The sequence below is a fragment of the Lysinibacillus sp. FSL R7-0073 genome (assembly GCF_038009065.1).
GTDB lineage: Bacteria > Bacillota > Bacilli > Bacillales_A > Planococcaceae > Lysinibacillus > Lysinibacillus fusiformis.
In genome coordinates, this window is record NZ_JBBPAS010000001.1 from 4,437,650 (window position 1) to 4,457,092 (window position 19,443).

Annotated in this window: 24 protein-coding genes; 10 read left to right on the forward strand and 14 right to left on the reverse strand. The window is 37.1% G+C overall.

The genetic code is table 11. From position 1 onward, the window contains the following. Positions 1-117: 117 nt before the first annotated feature. Together MKY88_RS22275 and MKY88_RS22280 are read right to left on the reverse strand one after the other, a co-directional pair. Complete coding sequence (locus MKY88_RS22275; RefSeq protein ID WP_328204939.1) at positions 118-948, reverse strand: AraC family transcriptional regulator; 831 nt, start codon at positions 946-948, stop codon at positions 118-120. A gap of 10 nt (positions 949-958) precedes the next feature. After that, on the reverse strand, positions 959-1,423 hold the full coding sequence (locus MKY88_RS22280; RefSeq protein WP_340814730.1) for a DinB family protein: 465 nt from the start codon (positions 1,421-1,423) through the stop codon (positions 959-961). A gap of 150 nt (positions 1,424-1,573) precedes the next feature. Here MKY88_RS22280 and MKY88_RS22285 point away from each other — a divergent pair, with 150 nt between their 5' ends. Then, positions 1,574-2,368 (forward strand): sulfite exporter TauE/SafE family protein, encoded by a 795-nt coding sequence (locus MKY88_RS22285; protein WP_328204942.1) that lies wholly within the window; start codon positions 1,574-1,576, stop codon positions 2,366-2,368. On the opposite strand, the gene MKY88_RS22290 is transcribed toward MKY88_RS22285, so the two are convergent. After that, positions 2,361-2,729 carry a YybH family protein gene (locus MKY88_RS22290; RefSeq protein WP_328204944.1) on the reverse strand — a complete coding sequence of 123 codons (369 nt, stop codon included), beginning with the start codon at positions 2,727-2,729 and terminating at the stop codon, positions 2,361-2,363. The genes MKY88_RS22285 and MKY88_RS22290 overlap by 8 nt on opposite strands. 120 nt (positions 2,730-2,849) lie before the next feature. Beyond that, positions 2,850-3,809, reverse strand: a complete 960-nt coding sequence (locus MKY88_RS22295) for a proline dehydrogenase family protein (protein WP_340814731.1) — start codon at positions 3,807-3,809, stop codon at positions 2,850-2,852. 114 nt (positions 3,810-3,923) lie between these two features. Between MKY88_RS22295 and pdxR the strand changes: the two genes are divergently transcribed. Next, the gene (pdxR, locus tag MKY88_RS22300) at positions 3,924-5,315 is read left to right on the forward strand and encodes a MocR-like pyridoxine biosynthesis transcription factor PdxR (protein ID WP_328204948.1); all 1,392 of its coding nucleotides are present in this window, start codon (positions 3,924-3,926) and stop codon (positions 5,313-5,315) included. Between the two features lie 9 nt (positions 5,316-5,324). After that, entirely contained in the window at positions 5,325-5,810 is a 486-nt protein-coding gene (locus MKY88_RS22305) for an SRPBCC family protein (protein ID WP_328204950.1), read from the forward strand. Between the two features lie 49 nt (positions 5,811-5,859). On the opposite strand, the gene MKY88_RS22310 is transcribed toward MKY88_RS22305, so the two are convergent. From MKY88_RS22310 to MKY88_RS22330, 5 genes are all read right to left on the reverse strand, one after another. Further along, complete coding sequence (locus MKY88_RS22310) at positions 5,860-6,621, reverse strand: hypothetical protein (RefSeq protein ID WP_328204952.1); 762 nt, start codon at positions 6,619-6,621, stop codon at positions 5,860-5,862. Between the two features lie 71 nt (positions 6,622-6,692). Then, the gene (gene abc-f / locus MKY88_RS22315) at positions 6,693-8,321 is read right to left on the reverse strand and encodes a ribosomal protection-like ABC-F family protein (protein ID WP_340814732.1); all 1,629 of its coding nucleotides are present in this window, start codon (positions 8,319-8,321) and stop codon (positions 6,693-6,695) included. Between the two features lie 360 nt (positions 8,322-8,681). After that, a complete protein-coding gene (locus MKY88_RS22320) occupies positions 8,682-9,044 on the reverse strand; it encodes a hypothetical protein (RefSeq protein WP_069482944.1) in 363 nt (120 codons plus the stop codon). Positions 9,045-9,268: 224 nt separating this feature from the next. After that, on the reverse strand, positions 9,269-9,781 hold the full coding sequence (locus MKY88_RS22325; RefSeq protein WP_328204955.1) for a DNA-deoxyinosine glycosylase: 513 nt from the start codon (positions 9,779-9,781) through the stop codon (positions 9,269-9,271). 18 nt (positions 9,782-9,799) lie between these two features. Then, a complete protein-coding gene (locus MKY88_RS22330; protein ID WP_340814733.1) occupies positions 9,800-10,594 on the reverse strand; it encodes a DUF2268 domain-containing protein in 795 nt (264 codons plus the stop codon). A gap of 105 nt (positions 10,595-10,699) precedes the next feature. Here MKY88_RS22330 and MKY88_RS22335 point away from each other — a divergent pair, with 105 nt between their 5' ends. Next, positions 10,700-10,951 carry a hypothetical protein gene (locus MKY88_RS22335; RefSeq protein ID WP_328204958.1) on the forward strand — a complete coding sequence of 84 codons (252 nt, stop codon included), beginning with the start codon at positions 10,700-10,702 and terminating at the stop codon, positions 10,949-10,951. Between the two features lie 58 nt (positions 10,952-11,009). Here the strand turns inward: MKY88_RS22335 and MKY88_RS22340 are convergent, their stop codons facing one another. Continuing rightward, complete coding sequence (locus tag MKY88_RS22340) at positions 11,010-11,747, reverse strand: polysaccharide deacetylase family protein (protein ID WP_328204959.1); 738 nt, start codon at positions 11,745-11,747, stop codon at positions 11,010-11,012. Positions 11,748-12,007: 260 nt separating this feature from the next. Between MKY88_RS22340 and MKY88_RS22345 the strand changes: the two genes are divergently transcribed. From MKY88_RS22345 to MKY88_RS22360, 4 genes are all read left to right on the forward strand, one after another. After that, entirely contained in the window at positions 12,008-12,130 is a 123-nt protein-coding gene (locus MKY88_RS22345; protein ID WP_260982757.1) for a hypothetical protein, read from the forward strand. Positions 12,131-12,280: 150 nt separating this feature from the next. Next, positions 12,281-12,583, forward strand: coding sequence for a YunC family protein (locus tag MKY88_RS22350; protein ID WP_008175342.1), 303 nt, complete (start codon positions 12,281-12,283; stop codon positions 12,581-12,583). A 127-nt stretch (positions 12,584-12,710) separates the two neighbouring features. Next, on the forward strand, positions 12,711-13,334 hold the full coding sequence (locus MKY88_RS22355) for a DUF2238 domain-containing protein (RefSeq protein WP_328204960.1): 624 nt from the start codon (positions 12,711-12,713) through the stop codon (positions 13,332-13,334). 53 nt (positions 13,335-13,387) lie between these two features. Next, complete coding sequence (locus tag MKY88_RS22360) at positions 13,388-14,032, forward strand: SIMPL domain-containing protein (protein ID WP_328204962.1); 645 nt, start codon at positions 13,388-13,390, stop codon at positions 14,030-14,032. A 170-nt stretch (positions 14,033-14,202) separates the two neighbouring features. Here the strand turns inward: MKY88_RS22360 and MKY88_RS22365 are convergent, their stop codons facing one another. Then, positions 14,203-15,126, reverse strand: a complete 924-nt coding sequence (locus MKY88_RS22365) for a DMT family transporter (RefSeq protein WP_328204964.1) — start codon at positions 15,124-15,126, stop codon at positions 14,203-14,205. Positions 15,127-15,244: 118 nt separating this feature from the next. Between MKY88_RS22365 and MKY88_RS22370 the strand changes: the two genes are divergently transcribed. After that, a complete protein-coding gene (locus MKY88_RS22370) occupies positions 15,245-16,585 on the forward strand; it encodes an aminotransferase-like domain-containing protein (protein ID WP_340814734.1) in 1,341 nt (446 codons plus the stop codon). A 71-nt stretch (positions 16,586-16,656) separates the two neighbouring features. Next, a complete protein-coding gene (locus tag MKY88_RS22375; RefSeq protein WP_193833329.1) occupies positions 16,657-16,899 on the forward strand; it encodes a group-specific protein in 243 nt (80 codons plus the stop codon). A gap of 49 nt (positions 16,900-16,948) precedes the next feature. Here MKY88_RS22375 and MKY88_RS22380 read toward each other — a convergent pair whose 3' ends face one another. From MKY88_RS22380 to MKY88_RS22390, 3 genes are all read right to left on the reverse strand, one after another. Beyond that, the gene (locus MKY88_RS22380) at positions 16,949-17,107 is read right to left on the reverse strand and encodes a DUF1540 domain-containing protein (protein ID WP_004231699.1); all 159 of its coding nucleotides are present in this window, start codon (positions 17,105-17,107) and stop codon (positions 16,949-16,951) included. A 103-nt stretch (positions 17,108-17,210) separates the two neighbouring features. Beyond that, entirely contained in the window at positions 17,211-18,095 is an 885-nt protein-coding gene (locus MKY88_RS22385; protein ID WP_328204968.1) for a helix-turn-helix transcriptional regulator, read from the reverse strand. 70 nt (positions 18,096-18,165) lie between these two features. Beyond that, positions 18,166-19,428, reverse strand: coding sequence for an erythromycin esterase family protein (locus MKY88_RS22390; RefSeq protein ID WP_328204969.1), 1,263 nt, complete (start codon positions 19,426-19,428; stop codon positions 18,166-18,168). Between the last annotated feature and the right edge of the window lie 15 nt (positions 19,429-19,443).

Sequence of the window (19,443 nt, forward strand, 5' to 3'; positions counted from 1 at the left end):
CGGATACTATCCTAACAAAGTGAAAATAGATTGTGAATGGACGATTTCGAAAACGGCATGGACTTTTGCCGATTTAATCAATAAAAAAACTGCTTCTTTTTTATAAGAAACAGTCATTTATACGTATTTGGCTTCCTCTATTTTTAACTTTCGATAGGCTGAAGGCGATAAACCTGTACACTTTTTAAATACCCTACTAAAATAAAAACAATCTATATAGCCAACACATTCTGCAATTTCAGCTACAGAGATTCCACCATATTCTAGTAAGTCCTTTGCACGTCTTATACGGTATTCCGTTATATATGTGCTTGGATTCATACCTGTATGCTGCTCAAATAAATAGGCAAATCGACGCCGTTCAATTTCAAATTCACTAGAAATATTTGATACCGAAAGCTGCTCGGCGTAGTGCTCATGTATATATTGTAAAGCCTGCTCCATCAATTCATTAGCATTATCCAGAACCTTCACTTTTGCTGCTATAAGAATGTGTTCCAGCAAATTCATGAATAATGTCTTGGACTTAAATACCGCCATACTCCCTGGGAAGGAATAGCTTTCTACCAGTTGCTGAACTTGGGTAATAATTTGCGTATTGTGGCCTGTTTTAATGAGAAAATGTTGCTCAGCTAGTGGATAAAGTGCCGCCTCATCCATAGGTAGATTATAATGGACTACAGCATATTCCCAAACCTTCTGGCTCGTTACGTCCACTTCAATTGGCATTTGAGGACCAGCATGCACTATTACTCCTGGTTCCATCACATAAGGCGTTCCATTCAAGCTAAAAATAGCACTACCTGCAAGCGGCACAATAATTCCACACTTTCCTGGTGCAGTAGTTCTCCCTCGATCAACTTCTCCTGGCTCCATTCTTTTCGTAAAGACATCGGTAAATTTTACAGATGCTTGTGCAAAGTAATCTATTAAATACTTGATATCCATGTGCTAGCTCCTATACATGTAAAACCCTCTGAATTTGTGAAAAATGATGTAAATCATGTTCAATTAATCCGCCAAAATAATCCGCAATCGTTATGTTAGACTGCCCAATACTGAACGACTGGTGCCATTGCTCATCTGTAAACTGCTGAATGGTCTGTAGCAATTGACGCCTTGTCATAACAAACTCAGTAATCGTTTTTTCTAAATGCTGTTCACGACTTTTCTGAGCTGCCTTCGTGTTCATATGCTTGATATCTGGCCCTTTTGGTAAAGATGCATTTTTAAATAAATATGGTATTCGATGTTCTAATATAAATGTATCCCATGGGGTAAGATGCCCTATTACCTCTGCAACCGACCATTTTCCAGATTCAATTGGCATACACCATTGCTCCTCAGATAAATTCCTCAAATCCTTTACCCAAATAAGAGATTGTTCATAATGTTTAATAATCGACTTTTTATCTCGCAGCATTGGATTTCCTCTCTTTCTTCTTCAGTTTATAGCAATCTCACCTTAGCCCTCCAAAAGATAAAATAAATTTATATATACTCAAAAATAATATATTAGATTTATATATTAAAAGCCTTTACCCTAAAGCTATTTAAGTGAGGAGAGTAGCTTATGAAAAAAATTTTACTGGTATCGTTCTTTGTACTCCTTAGTTTGGCGGGGCTTTACTATGCAAAAATTTCTTTGACACTCGTATGTATTGGTATTATAGCTGCCTTTATCGGTACACTTGTGGGAGGTGGAGGACTGATCACACTTCCTGCAATGATGCTGATCGGCATACCCATTCAAACTAGTATTGCGACAAATAAATTTTCAACTGGTATATCGGCTTTATCTAGCATTTTTTATTTACTGTACCATAAGGAGCTACACTTGAAAGCTATTATAAAATACATTGCTATTGCAGGTATAGGAGGGGTTTGTGGTGCGCTTCTAGCCGTGTCACTATCTGAGCAAATTATGAATTTTATAGCCTGTATCCTACTGATTTTCGCATTAGTCGTCACTTTTCAAAATAAGGCTTGGACTGACACTGAGAATCATACAGAGCATACAACGTCCTCCCTTTGGCAGCCCTTTTTTATCGCTATGTATGATGGTGGCTTTGGCCCTGGTTCTTCAACTTTTAGTATTTTATATTATTTGCGTTGCCACCACACTTACATAAAAGCCGTACAACTCACACGTGTACTGCTTTTTGGGAGTTGTACAGGAGCTTTTATTGGTTTTTATCAAACTGGTTTTATTCAATGGCACTATGCAATTGCCATGGCATTAGGCTCTATTATAGGCTCTCAATTAGGCCTCCTAGTGCTGCCACATATTCCGATAAAAGTAGCCAAATTACTACTAACTGTCATTATTTCGTTGTTGATTATTCAGATGCTATGGAAAATCATTTAATATTACCACTCAAATGTTCATGAATTAACTTCCATTCACCATTCATCAACGTAAAAATATTTGTCGCCCTACCGCTACCTGATACAAATTCTCCATTATGATGGCCTTCATAGTGATATGTATAAAGACAGGTAGCTGTCTTTTCATCAACGGTTAGCCATGTTATATCAGTCGCTGAATAGACCTCTTCTTGAATTACATTCCATGCGTTATTGAAGTAAGCACCAATTTTTTCTGTAGTTGTACATGTTTTATCCGAAAACCAATATACAGCCTGTGGATGCAAAATATCCTTTACCTCATTAAAATCATGGGTATTTGTTGCTTGGATATAACGTTCTAATGCTTGTTCATGTGTCATATTTTTTTATCTCCTTTCCACAGTATTATCCTATAATTAACTTAAAAAATAATAATTTCCGTATGGCTTTCTGCTGGCTACATTCCACAATACCTTTCTCACTACTCCAGATCTATTTATTCAGTCTTCTACACTACTAACTCTAATGGATTCATTAATAATATCAGTTACTGCTAAATATAAGTTTTCAGGGTATTCTGCAATTCGATGGCATAGGTATAAATACCACTCATTTCCATACGTTAAATAGACTCTACAACTATATTCCTTCATTTTTAATTCATTAAGTAATGATGGACGTACACCATAAAGCATTTCAACTTCAACATTTGAGTTATGAAGATATTGTCGTCGCTCTATCTCTTGAATAAGCTTTTCATCATGCGTAGCGATTGATATCGGATGATTTGCATTTACTAACTGCTCAACATAATCAAGATAACGGCTATTTAATTCTTCTGATCTGTTCAGGGCAATATCAACAGACTCTTTGAAAGCCCCTTTTACCAGCCTTAATTTTCCTGGATATTGAATAAGCTCTTGTAAATCTTCCTTTGTACGATAAAGATGGGCTTGCAATGTTATTCCAACGTTAGTATATTTCGCTACTATTTTTTTGTAAAGAGTAATAATATCACTTGTCTTTGAGGATTCTTCCATACTTATCATCAAATATATTCCATATTGCTGAGCTTTTTGTGTAAGCTCTTCAAGGTGCTTATAAGCAATATCGGCGTTAATAGAAAGACCTATATGAGATAAATCGAAAGATACAGTTTGCTTCAAAGACAATATCCCCATTTCCTCAATCACTTGTAAAAGCTCATCCTTTGCCCTTTGACATTCCCATAAGTCGTTTGTATTTTCCCCAATAAATTCTATAGAGATATTATAATTTTCATCTAGATATTCACGTGCGGCGGTGATGGCATCCTCTCTTTTTTCGCCTGTTACATATCTTTTTGCTGCTTTCCATAATAGCGGATAGAGCTCTTTTGATTGTTGCACGGCATATTTCAAACGCTCATCTCGTGCTGCACTTTTTAAGGCTTGAATCACTAATTCTTCTGCTTTTTTCATATTTATTCCCCCTTATAAGTATTAGTAAGTACTTTATCATGATAAAATTGGTAACTGTAGAACCACTTTAAAGAGATTTTAAAGGTACCACTTTTTAAATCGGAGGTATGTAAAATGTTATGGATACCTATTGATCGAGCATCAGATATTCCTTTAAATCGTCAAATCTATTTGCAAATACGGGAAAAAATTTTATGTGGACACCTTCATGCAGGGGAAAAACTAGCATCAACACGAGAGCTCTCAGTAGATTTAAAAGTTTCAAGAAATGTCATATTAGAAGCTTATGATCAGTTACTGGCTGAAGGATTTTTAATTGCACGAAGAGGAGCAGGTACATTTGTTGCAGAGGGGGCGTTGCTAACACAACAAACCAAGCCCTTTATTACAAATAAAGCAGAAGATTCAATAGTAAGGAAAGAAGTTATAAATTTTCGCTCAGGTATTCCCGCACTCAACTTATTTCCTCGTAAAACATGGGCGAAGATTAGTCAGCAACTTTGGCAAGGTAGTGAAACTTCCGTTTTAGGATACGGGGCTCCAGAGGGGCGTTTAGAATTAAGACAGACTCTTGCACACTACTTATTAAGAACAAGAGGCGTTGAATGTTATCCAGAACAAATTATTATTACGTCTGGTGCAACACAAGCAATGATGCTTGTGTCGAGATTGCTTTTATCACCTGATGATATGGCAATTATGGAAGATCCCATTACGAATGATATTCAAACCATCTTTAAAGCTTCTGGTGCCACAATCTATCCAATACCTGTAGATGAATTGGGGATGAAAACAAGCCTATTACCAGATAATATAAACCCTAAACTTGTCTTTCTAACACCCTCTCATCAATTTCCATTAGGAAGTACATTACCCATTCAACGTAGAATTCAATTAATTGAATATGCTAGAAAGAAACATTGCTTTTTAATTGAAGATGATTATGACAGTGAATTTCGTTACGAAGGTCCACCTGTAAGCTCTTTGCAGGGCCTAAATCCCGAGCTCGTTCTCTACATCGGTTCTTTTAGTAAAATTCTCTCTCCAGCATTACGAATTGGATACATTATTCTTCCACCAAAGCTTATCGAAAAATGTCGCCAATTGAAATGGTTTACAGACTTACACACACCTTCCTTGGAACAGCTCACCCTTTCTCGTTTTATCCAGGAGGGCTACATGGAAAGACATATCACAAAAATGAAAAAGCTTTATAAAAGCCAACGTGATTTTCTTATTCATTGTTTACAATCAACTTTTTCGCATAACATAAAAATATTCGGCTACTCTACAGGAATGCACTTAGTTGTAGAATTTGAGAAGATAGATTTTACAATAAACTTATTACAGAAAATAGAACAATTTGGTATAAAGGTGTATCCAGTAGAGGATCATACTATTAAGAAGGGAAAATATAATAACAGATTGATTATTGGCTATAGTCATTTACAAAAGAATGAAATTGAACTGGGCATCACTAGACTTTTCCAAGCAATCACCAATTAGGAGGATACTATGCTAGCTACTATTGAAAAACAATCCAATTACCATGTTGCTACATTTAAACGCCCGCTCCCTCATGCAATAGAGGTTGTTTGGGCAGCACTTACTAATAATGACAAGCTGCAAAAGTGGATGAGTAATTTAGAAATCATTGATCTTCGTAACAATGGTAAGATGCATTTTAATATGAACGATGGAACAGATGCCTATGAAACAATAGGCATTACTGATTATGCAGAGAATGAAACTCTCGAATTTGATTGGGGTACGGATACTGTACGATTCGAACTTTCTTCTACTGACGAGGGCACAATACTACTATTAGTGGAGACACTTCAAGCTTTAACGGAGCATACACCAAAGGATTTAGCAGGGTGGCATATATGTCTGGACTTGCTGGCTGACTTGCTAGATGGTAAGGAACAGCTAACTTTCCCAATGGAGAGTTGGCAACAGCGATTCCACGACTACAAGGGCCTTGTAGATTCCGTAAAGTAAACGACTAAAAAAAACCTAGAGTCACTTCACAATGACTCTAGGTTTTTTATTATTGGTAAAACGCTGTAGCTATTTCTATGGCCTTTAGAGGGTCCTTTATGGAATCGAGTGTATACACAAGCTTTTCATCCTGCCATACGATTAAATTGCCTGTTTGATAAACGTCCAATTGAGCCATGCCATATTGCTTTGGAATAGGGAGCATATGATTTTCTAAATATTCTACTACCTGCTTTGCAAGCTTGACACCAGCCTCTGGATTTTCTGTTCGGGTATGTGTAGCAATTGCCCAACGACCTTCATTCCATCCAATCCATAAGGAACCGGCTCCCGCATCTTGGTAACCTTTAATATTGTAACCCAGATCCACTTTGCGTCCACCATTTTGATTAAAATTATCAAACGCTATTTGAGTGCTGGCCCCTTCTGCATTATTGTATTGCTTAACGAGCAATCGCCCTATGACGGTTGCTGATTTCTTTAATCGAATATCATTAATAGGTATCTTCTCTTTACTTTCATAAAAGACAATTTCCACCTGGTTCCCTTCAGTCCTTGTAGTAGCTGATAAAAAAGCACCCTCTGGAATAGGTAAAGTTGTTGGCGTTTTTATGGTGAAATCAGCATGTATTTGATCCTTGATTTGTTGCAGGACCTCTGTTTGTTCCATTGGTGTTCCATAATTATGATGATTAGATTGTTCTACAGATATCTGGGTCTCATTTTCATGTGCTTGGTGATTTTCTTCACGATTAGAACAGGCACCTATAAAGCAAATACTCAAAAAAAGGAGAAATAGCATTCTTTTCATTGCGTGTACCTCCATCTATTAATTTCCTTCTCTCGGTATTTTTCCCTAGTAAAAACCAACTTAAACGTTATCTATTTTAGCTCGTTAATTCGCTTCGTCAGCTCATTAAATCGTTCATCAAGCTTGGCGTAATCCTTATTCTTAGCTGTGAGAAAGCTTAGTTTACCTAATATTTCTTGCCGCTCCGTTTCTAGTTTTAAACGAAGTGTCATTACATCCTCGTCCTGCTTAACCTCTTTTCTCCATTTTTTCTCTATCTGTTGACCATGAACCTCCCATACACTATTCGTTACCTTTTCCAGAAAGTAGCGATCATGTGAGACAACAAGTAATGTTCCATTGTATTGGGCAAGCGTTTGCTCTAACTGCTCACGGGAAGGCAAGTCAAGATGATTCGTTGGCTCATCTAAAATAAAAACATTCTTGTCTGCTAATATATAAGCCATCAGTTTACATTTTACCCGCTCACCCATGCTCATCTCCCCAATCAAAGATGTCCAATGTGTAGAAGTAAAGCCTAGGTTTTTCATGAGATTGCGAACTTTCCCTCGCTCTTCAAACGTTTCTTGATAAAAATACTGCTCTGGTGTCTGATCAAGTGGTAGGTCAAAGACTTCCTGTGTTAAATAACCGATGTTAGCAGCCGGAGATACCCATACTTCGCCCTCAGCTTTTAATTGACCTAAGATGGCTTTTAAAAAACTTGTTTTTCCACTACCATTTTTTCCTGTGATGGCAATTTTATCTCCAAATTGCGCAGTGACGTTCACATCCTTCAACAACAATCTGTCATCGAAGTGTAAGGAAACAATTTTGGTCTCTAAAAAACGTTTACCGACACGTTGATTGGTGCCTAAAGAAAAGCGTATTTCTGACTCAGGCTTCACAGCTTTGACCTTTGCCTTCTCAAGCTCTGCTTCTAATCGCTTTTTCTTAGATTTTGCCTGGGAATCAAGACGCTTTGCTTTCACTCGGTGATATTCCTTAAAACCTTCTAGCTTGGTAGACTGAGCATGGCCCTTTTGAGACCATGCTGTCAGTTCCTGCATCTGTGCCTCAATACGTTCAATATTTTTTTGCTGCTTGTCGTATGCACGTTGTTGTGTTAATCTTCGATGCTCTCTTTCAGCCATATAGTTTGAATAATTGCCGTTATGTTCAATAAGTCTCTTGTCCTCAATCGACCAAATTTTTGTCGCTACGCTATCTAAAAAGTAACGATCATGTGAGACAACAATAATCGTTCCATTATAGTTTTGTACTTGTTTAATCAAAAATGAGGTACTCTGTTCGTCTAAATGATTGGTTGGTTCATCCAGCATTAGAATTTGAGCACCCTGCGAAAAACCCTCTGCCAGGCGCATTTTCAGTTTTTCCCCACCACTTAATGCTGCAAATGGCACATTGGGCACCTTCCATTTAGATAGCAAATCTGCCTCTCTAGCCGTTATTTCAAACCTATTAAAATGAGCTAGTTCCTGCTCTACAATTGCCGTTTTTACAGTTTGTAACCCTTCTATTTCTCCTGCCGTAGGCACTAACATCCCTCGTATGAATTGAAGCAATGTGGATTTTCCAGCACCATTTCTACCAATAATGCCGATTACCTCACCTTGCTTTACGGTAGCAGTCACATGTTCAAATAGGAATGTATCCTTTATTTCATAACTAATATCCTGTAATTTTAAAAGCTCCTTCATAATATCCATCCTCTCCAGTTGGAGGAATCAAAAAAATCCCTCCAAGTATTTTGGAAGGATTAGTCATCGCTACATATACACAAATTAACTGTTGAAACAGCTATATTTGTTACTCCACTACTTATTTTAGACATAGTAAAATAAGCTTGCGGAATCGCGTTATATTGGCCTAGTAAGACCAATACAAGCATTAATTATGGAAAATGGGCAGACTAATCCTATTTTTATTGTTCGTGAAATTTAAATTTCATCTGTAAAAAAATAAGATTAGTTATTCATTAGCCACCCATCGTCCCTTCATCTTTTATTACCGTCATTGTAACACCATTTTTTTGAAAATGAAACTTTCTTTGTGTGACATTATCTGAAACATTCAAATGAACGAATTTGATTTCTCGTTATCGTACGGAAATACCAGCCATACCGACTACTCCAACGAAAACCTGCAATGAATTCTCTTCCTATAACAGTTGGGAAAAACCAAAAGCTCCTACCTGTATTCAACCAAATAAAGGTGTTTCTAAATAAGCAGGAGCGAATACCACTTGATCCTTCTCGCCGTGCTGGCACTGGTGGCGAAAAGCCTGGTGGTGCACTCATTGGCATTTGTCCTGCCGGAGGCGGACCAAAATTGGGTGGACCAAATGGCGGTGTTTCAAAATTCTCATTGTCACCCCAGCCAGGTCTTCTAAAATTATCTTCTCTAAATGGATTATTGTACACACAAGCCCTCCTTTTACATAATTCAATATATGTATTAGGGCATTTAACCGTTGAGCCATTGCCCACCTAAGTGAAGATAATAACAGTGTATTTTTCCTCATGCTATAACCTTTGGCAGTAACTAAGGCACATCTTAGTAAAGTATATTTATGCTTATCCACTTTATCGCATAGGAAGAGTATTGCTCTGATTATGTACAAAACAATGGTTTAATGACCCGCAAACTATTGAGATAAATAGGATTGCATCATTCGCCAATCCTCTACTTTTTCGTCAAAGGATTTAATATTTTTCCCTGGTATCGGACTCGTTGACGGCATTTTTTTATAGGCTAGTCCAGCTAAAAGCTCTAATCCAATATGCTTTTTAAAAACATCGAATGCCTTCGCCCCATTAAAGAGTACTAACTCGATGTTCGGGTAGCTTTTAAAAAGGGTTTGAAAATCATTTGGCTTTTCATTACGAATGGCCGCATCTAAGCTCCCTTTTCTCTCACAGGCTTCAATTGTGTCCCAAAGACCGATTGCATGCTTTTTTAATAAAGCTATTCTCTCACTATAATCGTTAGGAACTTCAATCTGTAATAGCTTGCCAATGATGGGCCAAAAGTGATTGCGTGGATTACCATAGTACTGCTGTTTTTCTAATGACTGTTTTCCCGGCATGGAGCCAACAATTAGCACCCTTGTGGATGAATCTACAATTGGTAATAATACATTTTTTATTTCACTAGACACAACAATCACTCCTTTTCTCTATTGTAGCGGAAAATCCGATCCGGCAAGTATTTCTTGGCTTGGTATTAATAAAGGAAGCTGAGATGAATGATTCCTCACATACGACCGAACAATTTCATAGCCTATACAATAGCCTATCCATGGCGGAAGTTCTCCACCATATAAAAATGGTCTATGCTTTTCCAATCCCTGAAGTTGTAGGTTTGGCAAAAATCGTGATTTCCATAGTTTTATAACCTTCTCGAATGTATAGTTAGTTAACCATGGTGCTAGCCATTTTTCTCCGTAAAGTTCTTTCACTGCACACTCTGCTAAACCCTCTAATATAAGGGAATCCAACAAAGTCATTTTGTCTAAAGACTTTTTAAGATAATGTAAACGACAAACATGGTTATATTCATGGGCGAGTAATGCTTGAAGCTCCTGTTTTTCTACTTCTCCCACAAATAAAAAAAGTGAATGAGGATAAGCCACACCATTTTTATTAGTGATATTTTGTTGTCGTGTAATTGGAAATATATAAATAGGTATAGTTGGACCATCCCACTTCTGCTGTAAGTACATAAACTCTTGCTCCACACAGCCCCACACATTCATCTTTTTCAGTCTCTCTAGATCAATCTCTTCCTCTGGTAAAAAAAGACCCTGCTGCTGTAATTCGAAGTGTATTTCCTCTGTATATCCCTCTTGAAATAGTTTAACCAAACGATCACATAGAATTGAACATTGTAAGCTATATAGCTCATCACTGCTCTTAGATCTTTTGGCAAATTCATACTCCTCAAGCCACTTATCTGTAGACACAACTGCCATGTCATCACCTCTTGACAGTATATGTGATGAATAGACAATCGGCTAAAGATAAATGCATTAATTAGCATATATTAGCTTGTAATGAAGTAGAAAGGAGGGATATTTGTGAATCCAACTGATGCTTACAATCTTTGTTGTAAATATCACGGTAAACGAGTTAGAATTTCGGATACATCTGGTAGAGTACATGTTGGGGAAATCACGAGGGTAGACAGAAGACAGGTATGGATTCTACCTGATAGAAGATATGGTGGTTATGGTCTAGGCTTTTGGGGATTTGGTAGAGGAGGCTTTGGCGTTGGTATTGCACTAGGGACTGTCCTAGGTATTGCACTTGCTCCAATTATTTTCTTCTAGATTTTATTTATGTGAAAAACGAGCCATTTCAAACATTGTTGAGATGGCTCATTTTTCATTATTGAACTTGCTCTTGCTGCTGTTTACTTTCAATCAACTCGGATATTGTAACAAATGTGTAGCCCTGCTTTTTTAATGCCGGTATTATCTCCTCTAATGCTTGAATGGTTTGTGTACGATTTCCACCACCATCATGAAATAATATGACATCGCCAGGCTTTGTGCCCTTCATAACCTTCTGTACAATTTTCTTTACACCGGGCTCTTTCCAATCTTGAGTATCCTGATGCCAAGACCACATCACGACCTTGTAGCCATCCTTAACAGCGGCATTTATCATAGCATCTGTGTAATTTCCACCAACAGGACGGAATAAAACTGGGGAAAAACCAGTAATACCATAAATCGTGTCATTCGTCTGTCGAAGCTCTTCTTGCAATTTATTGATGGAAACTTTAAACGGATGGGTATACGTATGATTCGCTAATTCATGCCCTTCTGTATAAGAACGTAAAACAAGCTCTGGATATTTGTCAGCATTTTTTCCAATAATAAAAAAAGTAGCTTTGGCATCATATTTGGCTAATAAATCAAGCACCGCCGCTGTGTATTTGGGATGTGGGCCATCATCAAAGGTAAGTGCCACTATTTTATCCTCCGTGTTAATATCCCACACAACTTTTCCTGTCTCCTCATAATACGGGCGTCCTTTATTAGCCTGAGCTTTGAACCCTACAAAAAATCCCGAGATGATTAAAACGAAAACCGTTAAAACCCATACATATTTACGTGTCATAGCATCACCTCCCAAGTCCACATTCACAGAACTCCGTCAACTTACTATTTGCGAATTACAGTGAATTATACTTGTGAGGGATCGTCTGTTTTCCTGTTTCAATTATTTCAAAAAAATTATATAAATTTGAACGAAATGTGAATCATTATTAATATTCCTTTATTTTTTTCTTTATTCATGTAAAATGAAATCACAACTGATATATAACAACTTTCCGAAATAATTAAATGTTATGTAACACAACGAAGGGGATAATATAAATGTGGATAATTACTGTATTTGAAGAAAACACGTATCGGATGTTTGAATATACTTCTAAAAGTGAAGCAATCATTGCATTAAACAAATGTAAACAAACCGCTCTATTGTCTTATACAAATTAAATGCTGAAAGGAATCTAATCGCCAAGAGTAGATTCCTTTTTATTATTTTGATATTGGACTTTTTTCTTTATTACGAAGAGTTTTTTATTAGAAATGTCGAACACCTTGATAGTTATCGCCATATGTATATAGAGAAAAGGAGTGATTTCAATGGTGACAATTGAACCTATCATGATTAAGGGGCATTTCTTCACTGCAGTAGTTGTTCAATTACCTAAAACAACACTACTGACCATTTCCAATAATACTGGCTACATTATGTGCGGCGCATTAGATGTAGGTCTTTTAAATAGTCGCTTAGTTGATCGAAAAATTATTGCTGGTCGGGCAGTTGGCGTGAAAACGATTGATGAGCTATTAACGGCTCCGTTAGAATCCGTGACCTATGAAGCCGAACAACTTGGCATTACGGAAGGAATGAGTGGCGTCGAGGCACTTTTAAAAATGATTTAATGTATAAAAAAGCGTCAGTTTTAGAACGAATGACTAGACGCTTGCTTTTCCTTTTTTAAACCTCAACATCGGTTGAATAAGCAAACTCCCTCTTCCACATACTGTGGGACAAAGGGAGCGTGTTGTCATGAATAATAATAAGCATTTTAAAATACATGTAACTTTCCTTGCGATCGCTTTAATCGTTTTTATCTGGTCTGTTATTAAACCATCTTCCTACTTAGATTGGCTTGCTGAAGTTAGCCCAGGAATAATTGCGATAATTCTTGTAGTTTGTATCTATCCTAAATTCCGATTCACGACCATTTCTTACTTGATCATTGCCCTATTGTCAATTCTAACATTTATAGGTGGGCATTATACGTATTCGGAAGTGCCACTATTTAATTGGATAAAAGAAGAATTTGATTTGCATCGCAATAATTATGATCGTTTCGGTCATTTTTTAAAAGGCTTGCTGGCCATTGTAATAAGGGAAATTTTAATTCGAAAAACCCCCCTTACAAAAGGACCTTGGCTAACAGGTATCTCCATTAGTATTTTACTTGCGATCGCTGCATTTTATGAAATCATTGAATGGTTAAGCACAAGAATCTCGAAGGGCAGTAAAGGGGCAAAAGATTTTGTAGGGATGCAGGGAGATCGCTGGGACGCTCAATGGGACATGTTTTTAGCTTTGCTAGGTTCCATCATTACCTTACTTTTATTGACAAAGCTCCATGATAAATATTTAAAGAGACTAAACAAATAAAATTATTTTTTGCATAGTATGATGAATAAAAATCTTATGAAAGGTGGTATTGTATGTACTATGCACAGCTCAATCATCAGGCATCCATTCCCTCACGTGTTATAAGTGTAACGGGCAATGGGCAGGTAACGGCGAAGCCAAGCTCCATTCAACTACAAATAGAGGTTCAAACTCAAGGCCAAAATGTACAAGGGCCCCAGCAGGAGAATGCGGCAACTATGAATCAAGTCATTCAATCCATTACAGCCCTTGGAATTCCAAGCGAACAAATCCAAACAGCTGCCTATACGATTACCCCACTTTATCATTTTGAAGACGGCCAACAAATTTTTACTGGTTATGAAGTATCGAATGCTATCACGGTCCATGTATCAGATCCTGAACGTGTTGGCTTAATCATTGATACAGCCGTAGAAAACGGGGCAAATCGTATCAGCAACATTCAATTCAAAGTTGACCACGCAGATGCTTACTATCAGCAAGCATTGAGTTTAGCTCTGCACAATGCACAAGCAAAGGCGAAAACCATTGCAGAAACTATGCATTTACCTTTGCAGCTCTTCCCCACTGAAATTGTAGAAGAACAAGTTCATACGCCTATTCTATATCGCTCAATGGCAATTTCCCCCGATATGACACCTGTAGAACAAGGTCAAATCGGCATAAATGCCTCTGTCCGCGTGAACTTTCAATATTGAATGATGACACGTGAGCCTTCAGCCAAACAATGCCAGAAGGCTTCCTCCTACTGTAGATTCCATACCCTCTCAATTACGACATTATTGTGCTTTACCTGTAATAAAAAAATATCTGGATTACTTAAATGTCAACATGAGATCCCCAAATACAACTTATCAATAATAAAAGGCTATATTTCCTCATTGTTTGCTACCCCCTTCATGCCGAAATAATTTGTTCCTATTACACCCATAACTATCATCACTCCCCCTATTAAATGGTACGCGCGGAAGGATTCATGTAAAAATAAAATACCCGCTAGTATAGTAATAAGCGTAGCTAAATTACTAAAAACACTCATTTTAGAGGCTTCTAATATAGATAGAGCATAATTTGATAAATAAGACGTGCCGAGCGAGGATAATAGGCCTAAATATAAAATGGCCATAATAAAATCAACATGTAGAAATGGCTTAAAAAATTCATGGATAGTGCCCTTCATCATATGATCTCCAATAGCTATCCCATTAAAAATGACAAATCCACATAATGTCATGACATATGTTAATGTCAGTAAAGAATATTGCTTTGTAAGCCTTCTTGCAAAGACGTTATAAATCGATGCCGCAATTGCTGAAAGTAAAACAAACCCACTGCCAATAACATTTCCAGTAGTAGCATTTGCCCCGTTCATCATTAGCATATACATCACACCAAGGACAGAAAACACAATGGCTACAAACTGTCCACGTGTAGCTTTTTCCTTTAACAATAAACCTGCTAGTGCTAATGTAAAAATAGGAATCGTTGCTTGAATAATTCCCGCTTCTGACGAGGAAATTCTAGCAAGCCCAAGCACTTGAAACGTGAAAAAAACTATGGGATACAATATGGCTAAAGGTAAAATTTTTAATAAATCATGTTTTTTTATTGTTAGCTTATTTTTCGTAAATACTAGTAAAATAACAATGCCGATGAAAGCAACTGAAAAACGATGAGCTAATGTATCCATAGGGCTCGCCACTGTTAATGTAACTTTCACAAACAGGAATGAAAGTCCAATGATAAATGCATACGAAATCGCTGCTATATAGGCTTTTCTTTTTTGGGACATACGATAATGCTCCTTCTCCATCAATTCCGGCCGGTATGGTTATCGTATAAAAAGTAGCACCATTTGACGATATGAAAAAAACACATCTGTACCGATACAGATGCGTTGGAGGTTATATATGCTTAAATATGAATGGATTTATTCACAGCTTATGACTCAAATACAGGCTGGCACTCTTCCATCAGGGGCAAAGCTACCTTCAATCCGCCAGTTATCACAGCAATACTCCTGTAGTAAAAGTACTATTTTAACTTCTTTAAAAAAACTTGAGGATCAGCATCTTATCTATGCATTACCGAAAAGCGGCTACTATGTTGTTGACCATCAGGTACCCTTCCAGCCACAGGTTCAAGATCATATAGATTTCGCTACCTCCTCACCTAGTTGGCATGCTTTCCCGTACCAAGATTTTCAACATTGCATCAACAAGGCAATCGATACATACCAAGCAGACCTATTTAGATACGGGACACCGAAAGGCTTACCATCTCTCATAAAAGAAGCCAGAAAATTATTAACTAATTATCAAGTGTTCACAAAAGAGGAAAATATATTTATCACCTCTGGCGTCCAACAATCCCTATCCTTGCTAAGTATTATGCCATTCCCAAATGGTCGCTCAACCATTTTAGTGGAGCAGCCTAGTTATCATTTGTATATGGATTATTTGAAAACCTATGGAATTCCCGCTATCGGCATTAAAAGAACAACGGATGGCATTGATCTCTTTGAGTTAGAGCGCATTTTTAGTCATCACAACATTAAGTTTTTTTACACAATGCCTCGCTTGCACAATCCTCTAGGGACTTCATATAGCAAACAAGAAAAAGATATGATTCGTAAACTTGCCTATCAATATAATGTATACATTGTTGAAGATGATTATTTAGCGGATTTCGAGCAAAATTCCAAAATAGATCCCATTCATACAGATGATATACAGCAACATGTCATCTATTTAAAAAGTTTTTCTAAAATCATGTTTCCTGGCTTACGTATAGGACTAGCCGTTTTACCAGACATCTTCATTCAAACATTTCAGCAGTATAAAAATACAACTGATATTGATAGCTCGATGATTTCCCAGGCAGCCTTAGAGCTATATCTAAAAAGTGGTATGTTTGAACGTTATCAAAAGAAGGTCAGCGAGTCTTATGCCATACGAGCTAACACACTTCAACAATCGGTAACAACCCATTTGGCAAAGTATAAGGCTTCTAAGGAAATCTGTATGCATAGCCACATTATTTTACCAAGACAGGTTAATACCGATAAACTGATCCAGCAATTGAAACAAAGCAATATACTTTTAGATTCGATTAACCGCAATTATTTAGAGGAATTTTATCATGAACGAATATTGAAATTAAATGTATCCAATGTGGAAGAGTCAAAAATTGATATTGGTATAAAGGAAATTTCCCTATCCCTTAACGATCCTAACAATTACTTTTATTAAAAGTCATTCATGAAACCTTCTTGTTCTTCATATATTTAGACATCATAAATTGGTTCAATAAGGAGGATTCAATGCACTCTGAGAAATTGCGACTAAGGAAAATTCAGCATCTTGCATATGAAATTATGGATGAGATGCACAAAGAAAAGGACCGCACGGAAATGCATAAATTAATCCCGATCATTGATAACTTATCGCGGGCAATTGGAGATTTAACAGATTCGGTGGGTAAGTACTCATTGGATTATGTAGAGGAAAAAGTAAAAACTGCCCATGAACTTTTGTTTAGCAAAGAAAAGGTCGATGCTTATTAATAAAGACTGGGAAAAAGGGTAACCATATAAGTGGCTACCCCTTTTTTCATTAATGCGTTTCAGGTTCGAATGTTTTACAGTCAGTTTCCTCGCTGTTGGAAGCATGTTGTCCCTTCTGGCTGACAACATAAATTTTTTCTGCTGTGCATTTGTTTCCAGAATCCCAAAATGTGCAGTTATTGACTTCACAAAGAATTTCTTGTGCCATCTTCTCACACCTCCTCTTTGTTAGCTTTAACAAATTAGAGGTAAACAATACGTTGTTCAACGAAGTCAATTCTCGGTTCACACGTGAGTGCAGCATATCCAATTCACTCCATGCTAAAGTCTAAATTCGCTGGTTGTTTCGGTAAACGATCCTTCGAAAGCATATTGGTTGTGGGTACCTTATCGTTGACTACTTCAAAACGGAAGCCATCTGCCCACACTTTTCCTGAGCCTATTAACAACACACCAAAATAAATGGAATACCCTTCCTCGGGTACATCTAGAACAATAGAATAATGATTCCATTCAGTAGTTCCTGTCACAGAGCGCTGATCCATATTATCAAATTGTATGGTATCACCCGTAGCATTGTCTATACGCATCCACGCTCCACATTTTGTAGCTTCAGCCGTTTTTAAGTAACATGACATTCTGAGCCGCTTACCTTTATAGTCAGCTGCCTGAAAGCCCTGCATCATCGTAGCGAATTGCCCATTATTGGCTGATGCATGGGTGGAAAATAATACACCAGAGCGCTTTCCTGAATGAAATACCTTATCATCCGTATAAAATTGATATAATTCTGGATTTGCGCCACTTAGCATCCAACCCGTTACCTGTTCATTTAATTCCATCAACTTTTCCTCCTCCAACATAGCCAGTGATTGCATCAATCTTCGATACTTTCCTGGTGGCAAAGCATACACTTCTTTAAAAGCTCTTGTAAAAGCCTCTTGAGATTGAAACTGAAATTTAAAGGCAATCGTTATTATCGATGCATTGGAGTATATTAAACAACTGGCAGCCATAGCTAATCGGCGCATCCGAATATATTCACCCATTGTAAGCCCTGTTTCTTGTTTAAAGATTCGACTTAGATGGAACTTCGAATAGCCCGTAATATTCGGCATAAACTCAAACGCTATTTCTTCCATCAATTGGCCCTCGATATAAGTAATAATCCTTTGTGTTGCCTGACTATACTCCATATTACTCTCACCTCACTTTTATAATAATGGAGAAGAAAAGAGATTTTTTGATGGAGATTGCTATATTTAACTAATCCGTTACTTTTGTTGGTGTTGCTTCCTGCACAATTATCAAACCGTCATATGCATCTGCAGGTGTCATTTTAATGGTATAGAGCATTTTTGTAAGCTTATACCAAGGACGAAAATCATCGCCTATATTGCCCATTCTTTGCTCCTTTGAAAGAATATTTGATAGCTCTTCTGAATGACTAGCATTTACAAAATCCACATAGAAGATGTTGTCTGGAATATCACTAAAGGCATCCACTAGAGCGTTATGATGTTCTATCGTATACTCCTTACGTTCACCAGATCCATTTTGTGCTTGGAATGTATTTCTCACAAAGTCCGTACCAATGGCAAAGTACTGATCTTTATAGTGCTCATTTAAATATTGTCCCATCGACTTATAACCGGCCATTGTAGCAGACGTTTTATCTATATGACCATTATGACCAGACATCAGTACTTTATCATGGCCCTTAATCGCTTCGAAATCAACAATCCATTGTAAATTTTTAGCTAAGTATTCATCGCGTAAATTCATGTAATTACCATCATTTAAAAATAATTGTGTACGTTGCTTGAAAATTTGTGCGTATTGCGCCGCAAAAGAGAAGGCATCCTTTGATGACTTTTTCTCATAGACTTCCTTGTTTGATTGTAGATCTTTGATGATGGCATCGATTGTTTTATCAAGCTCTACTAACTGGCTATTTGATAAATCTCTCATTGTTTTGTTGGACACATGTTCTAGCTGAGCTGTATACTGCTTTGCCGTTTCAGCATCGATATCCGCATAATAATCAAGCAGGCCCTTTTTGCTATCATCATAGCGTTGCATATCATTACCATAAAAATAAATTTTATCTTCTTCCTTGGCTGTTAAGTTATAGTCATGCATCCATTGTACAAAGTCTACCATTTGTTCAGTTTGATAAATGCCGTAATCCAGTGCTTTAATAGCATCTTGCGCCGTGCCAACACTATTGACAATAAATTGATTAATTTGCTGGGCACCCCCAAAATCCCCTTCTAAAACAAAGACATGAACATTCTCATTTTTAATCATTGCTTCAAATAGATCCTTTTTTAACGCTTGGAATTCAACATTTCCGTGTGTTGCCTCTCCAAAGCCAATAATTTTTACATCATCAGGTATAGTAATATCTTTTATTTCACTACTATATTGTGAGGCATCTTTCACAGCCTCCTCCTGTCCACAGCCAGCTAAAACAGCTAGTAGCATACATGTAGTTAATAATCTCAAACTTCTTTTCATCTTTTTCATGTTAATTCTCCCTTA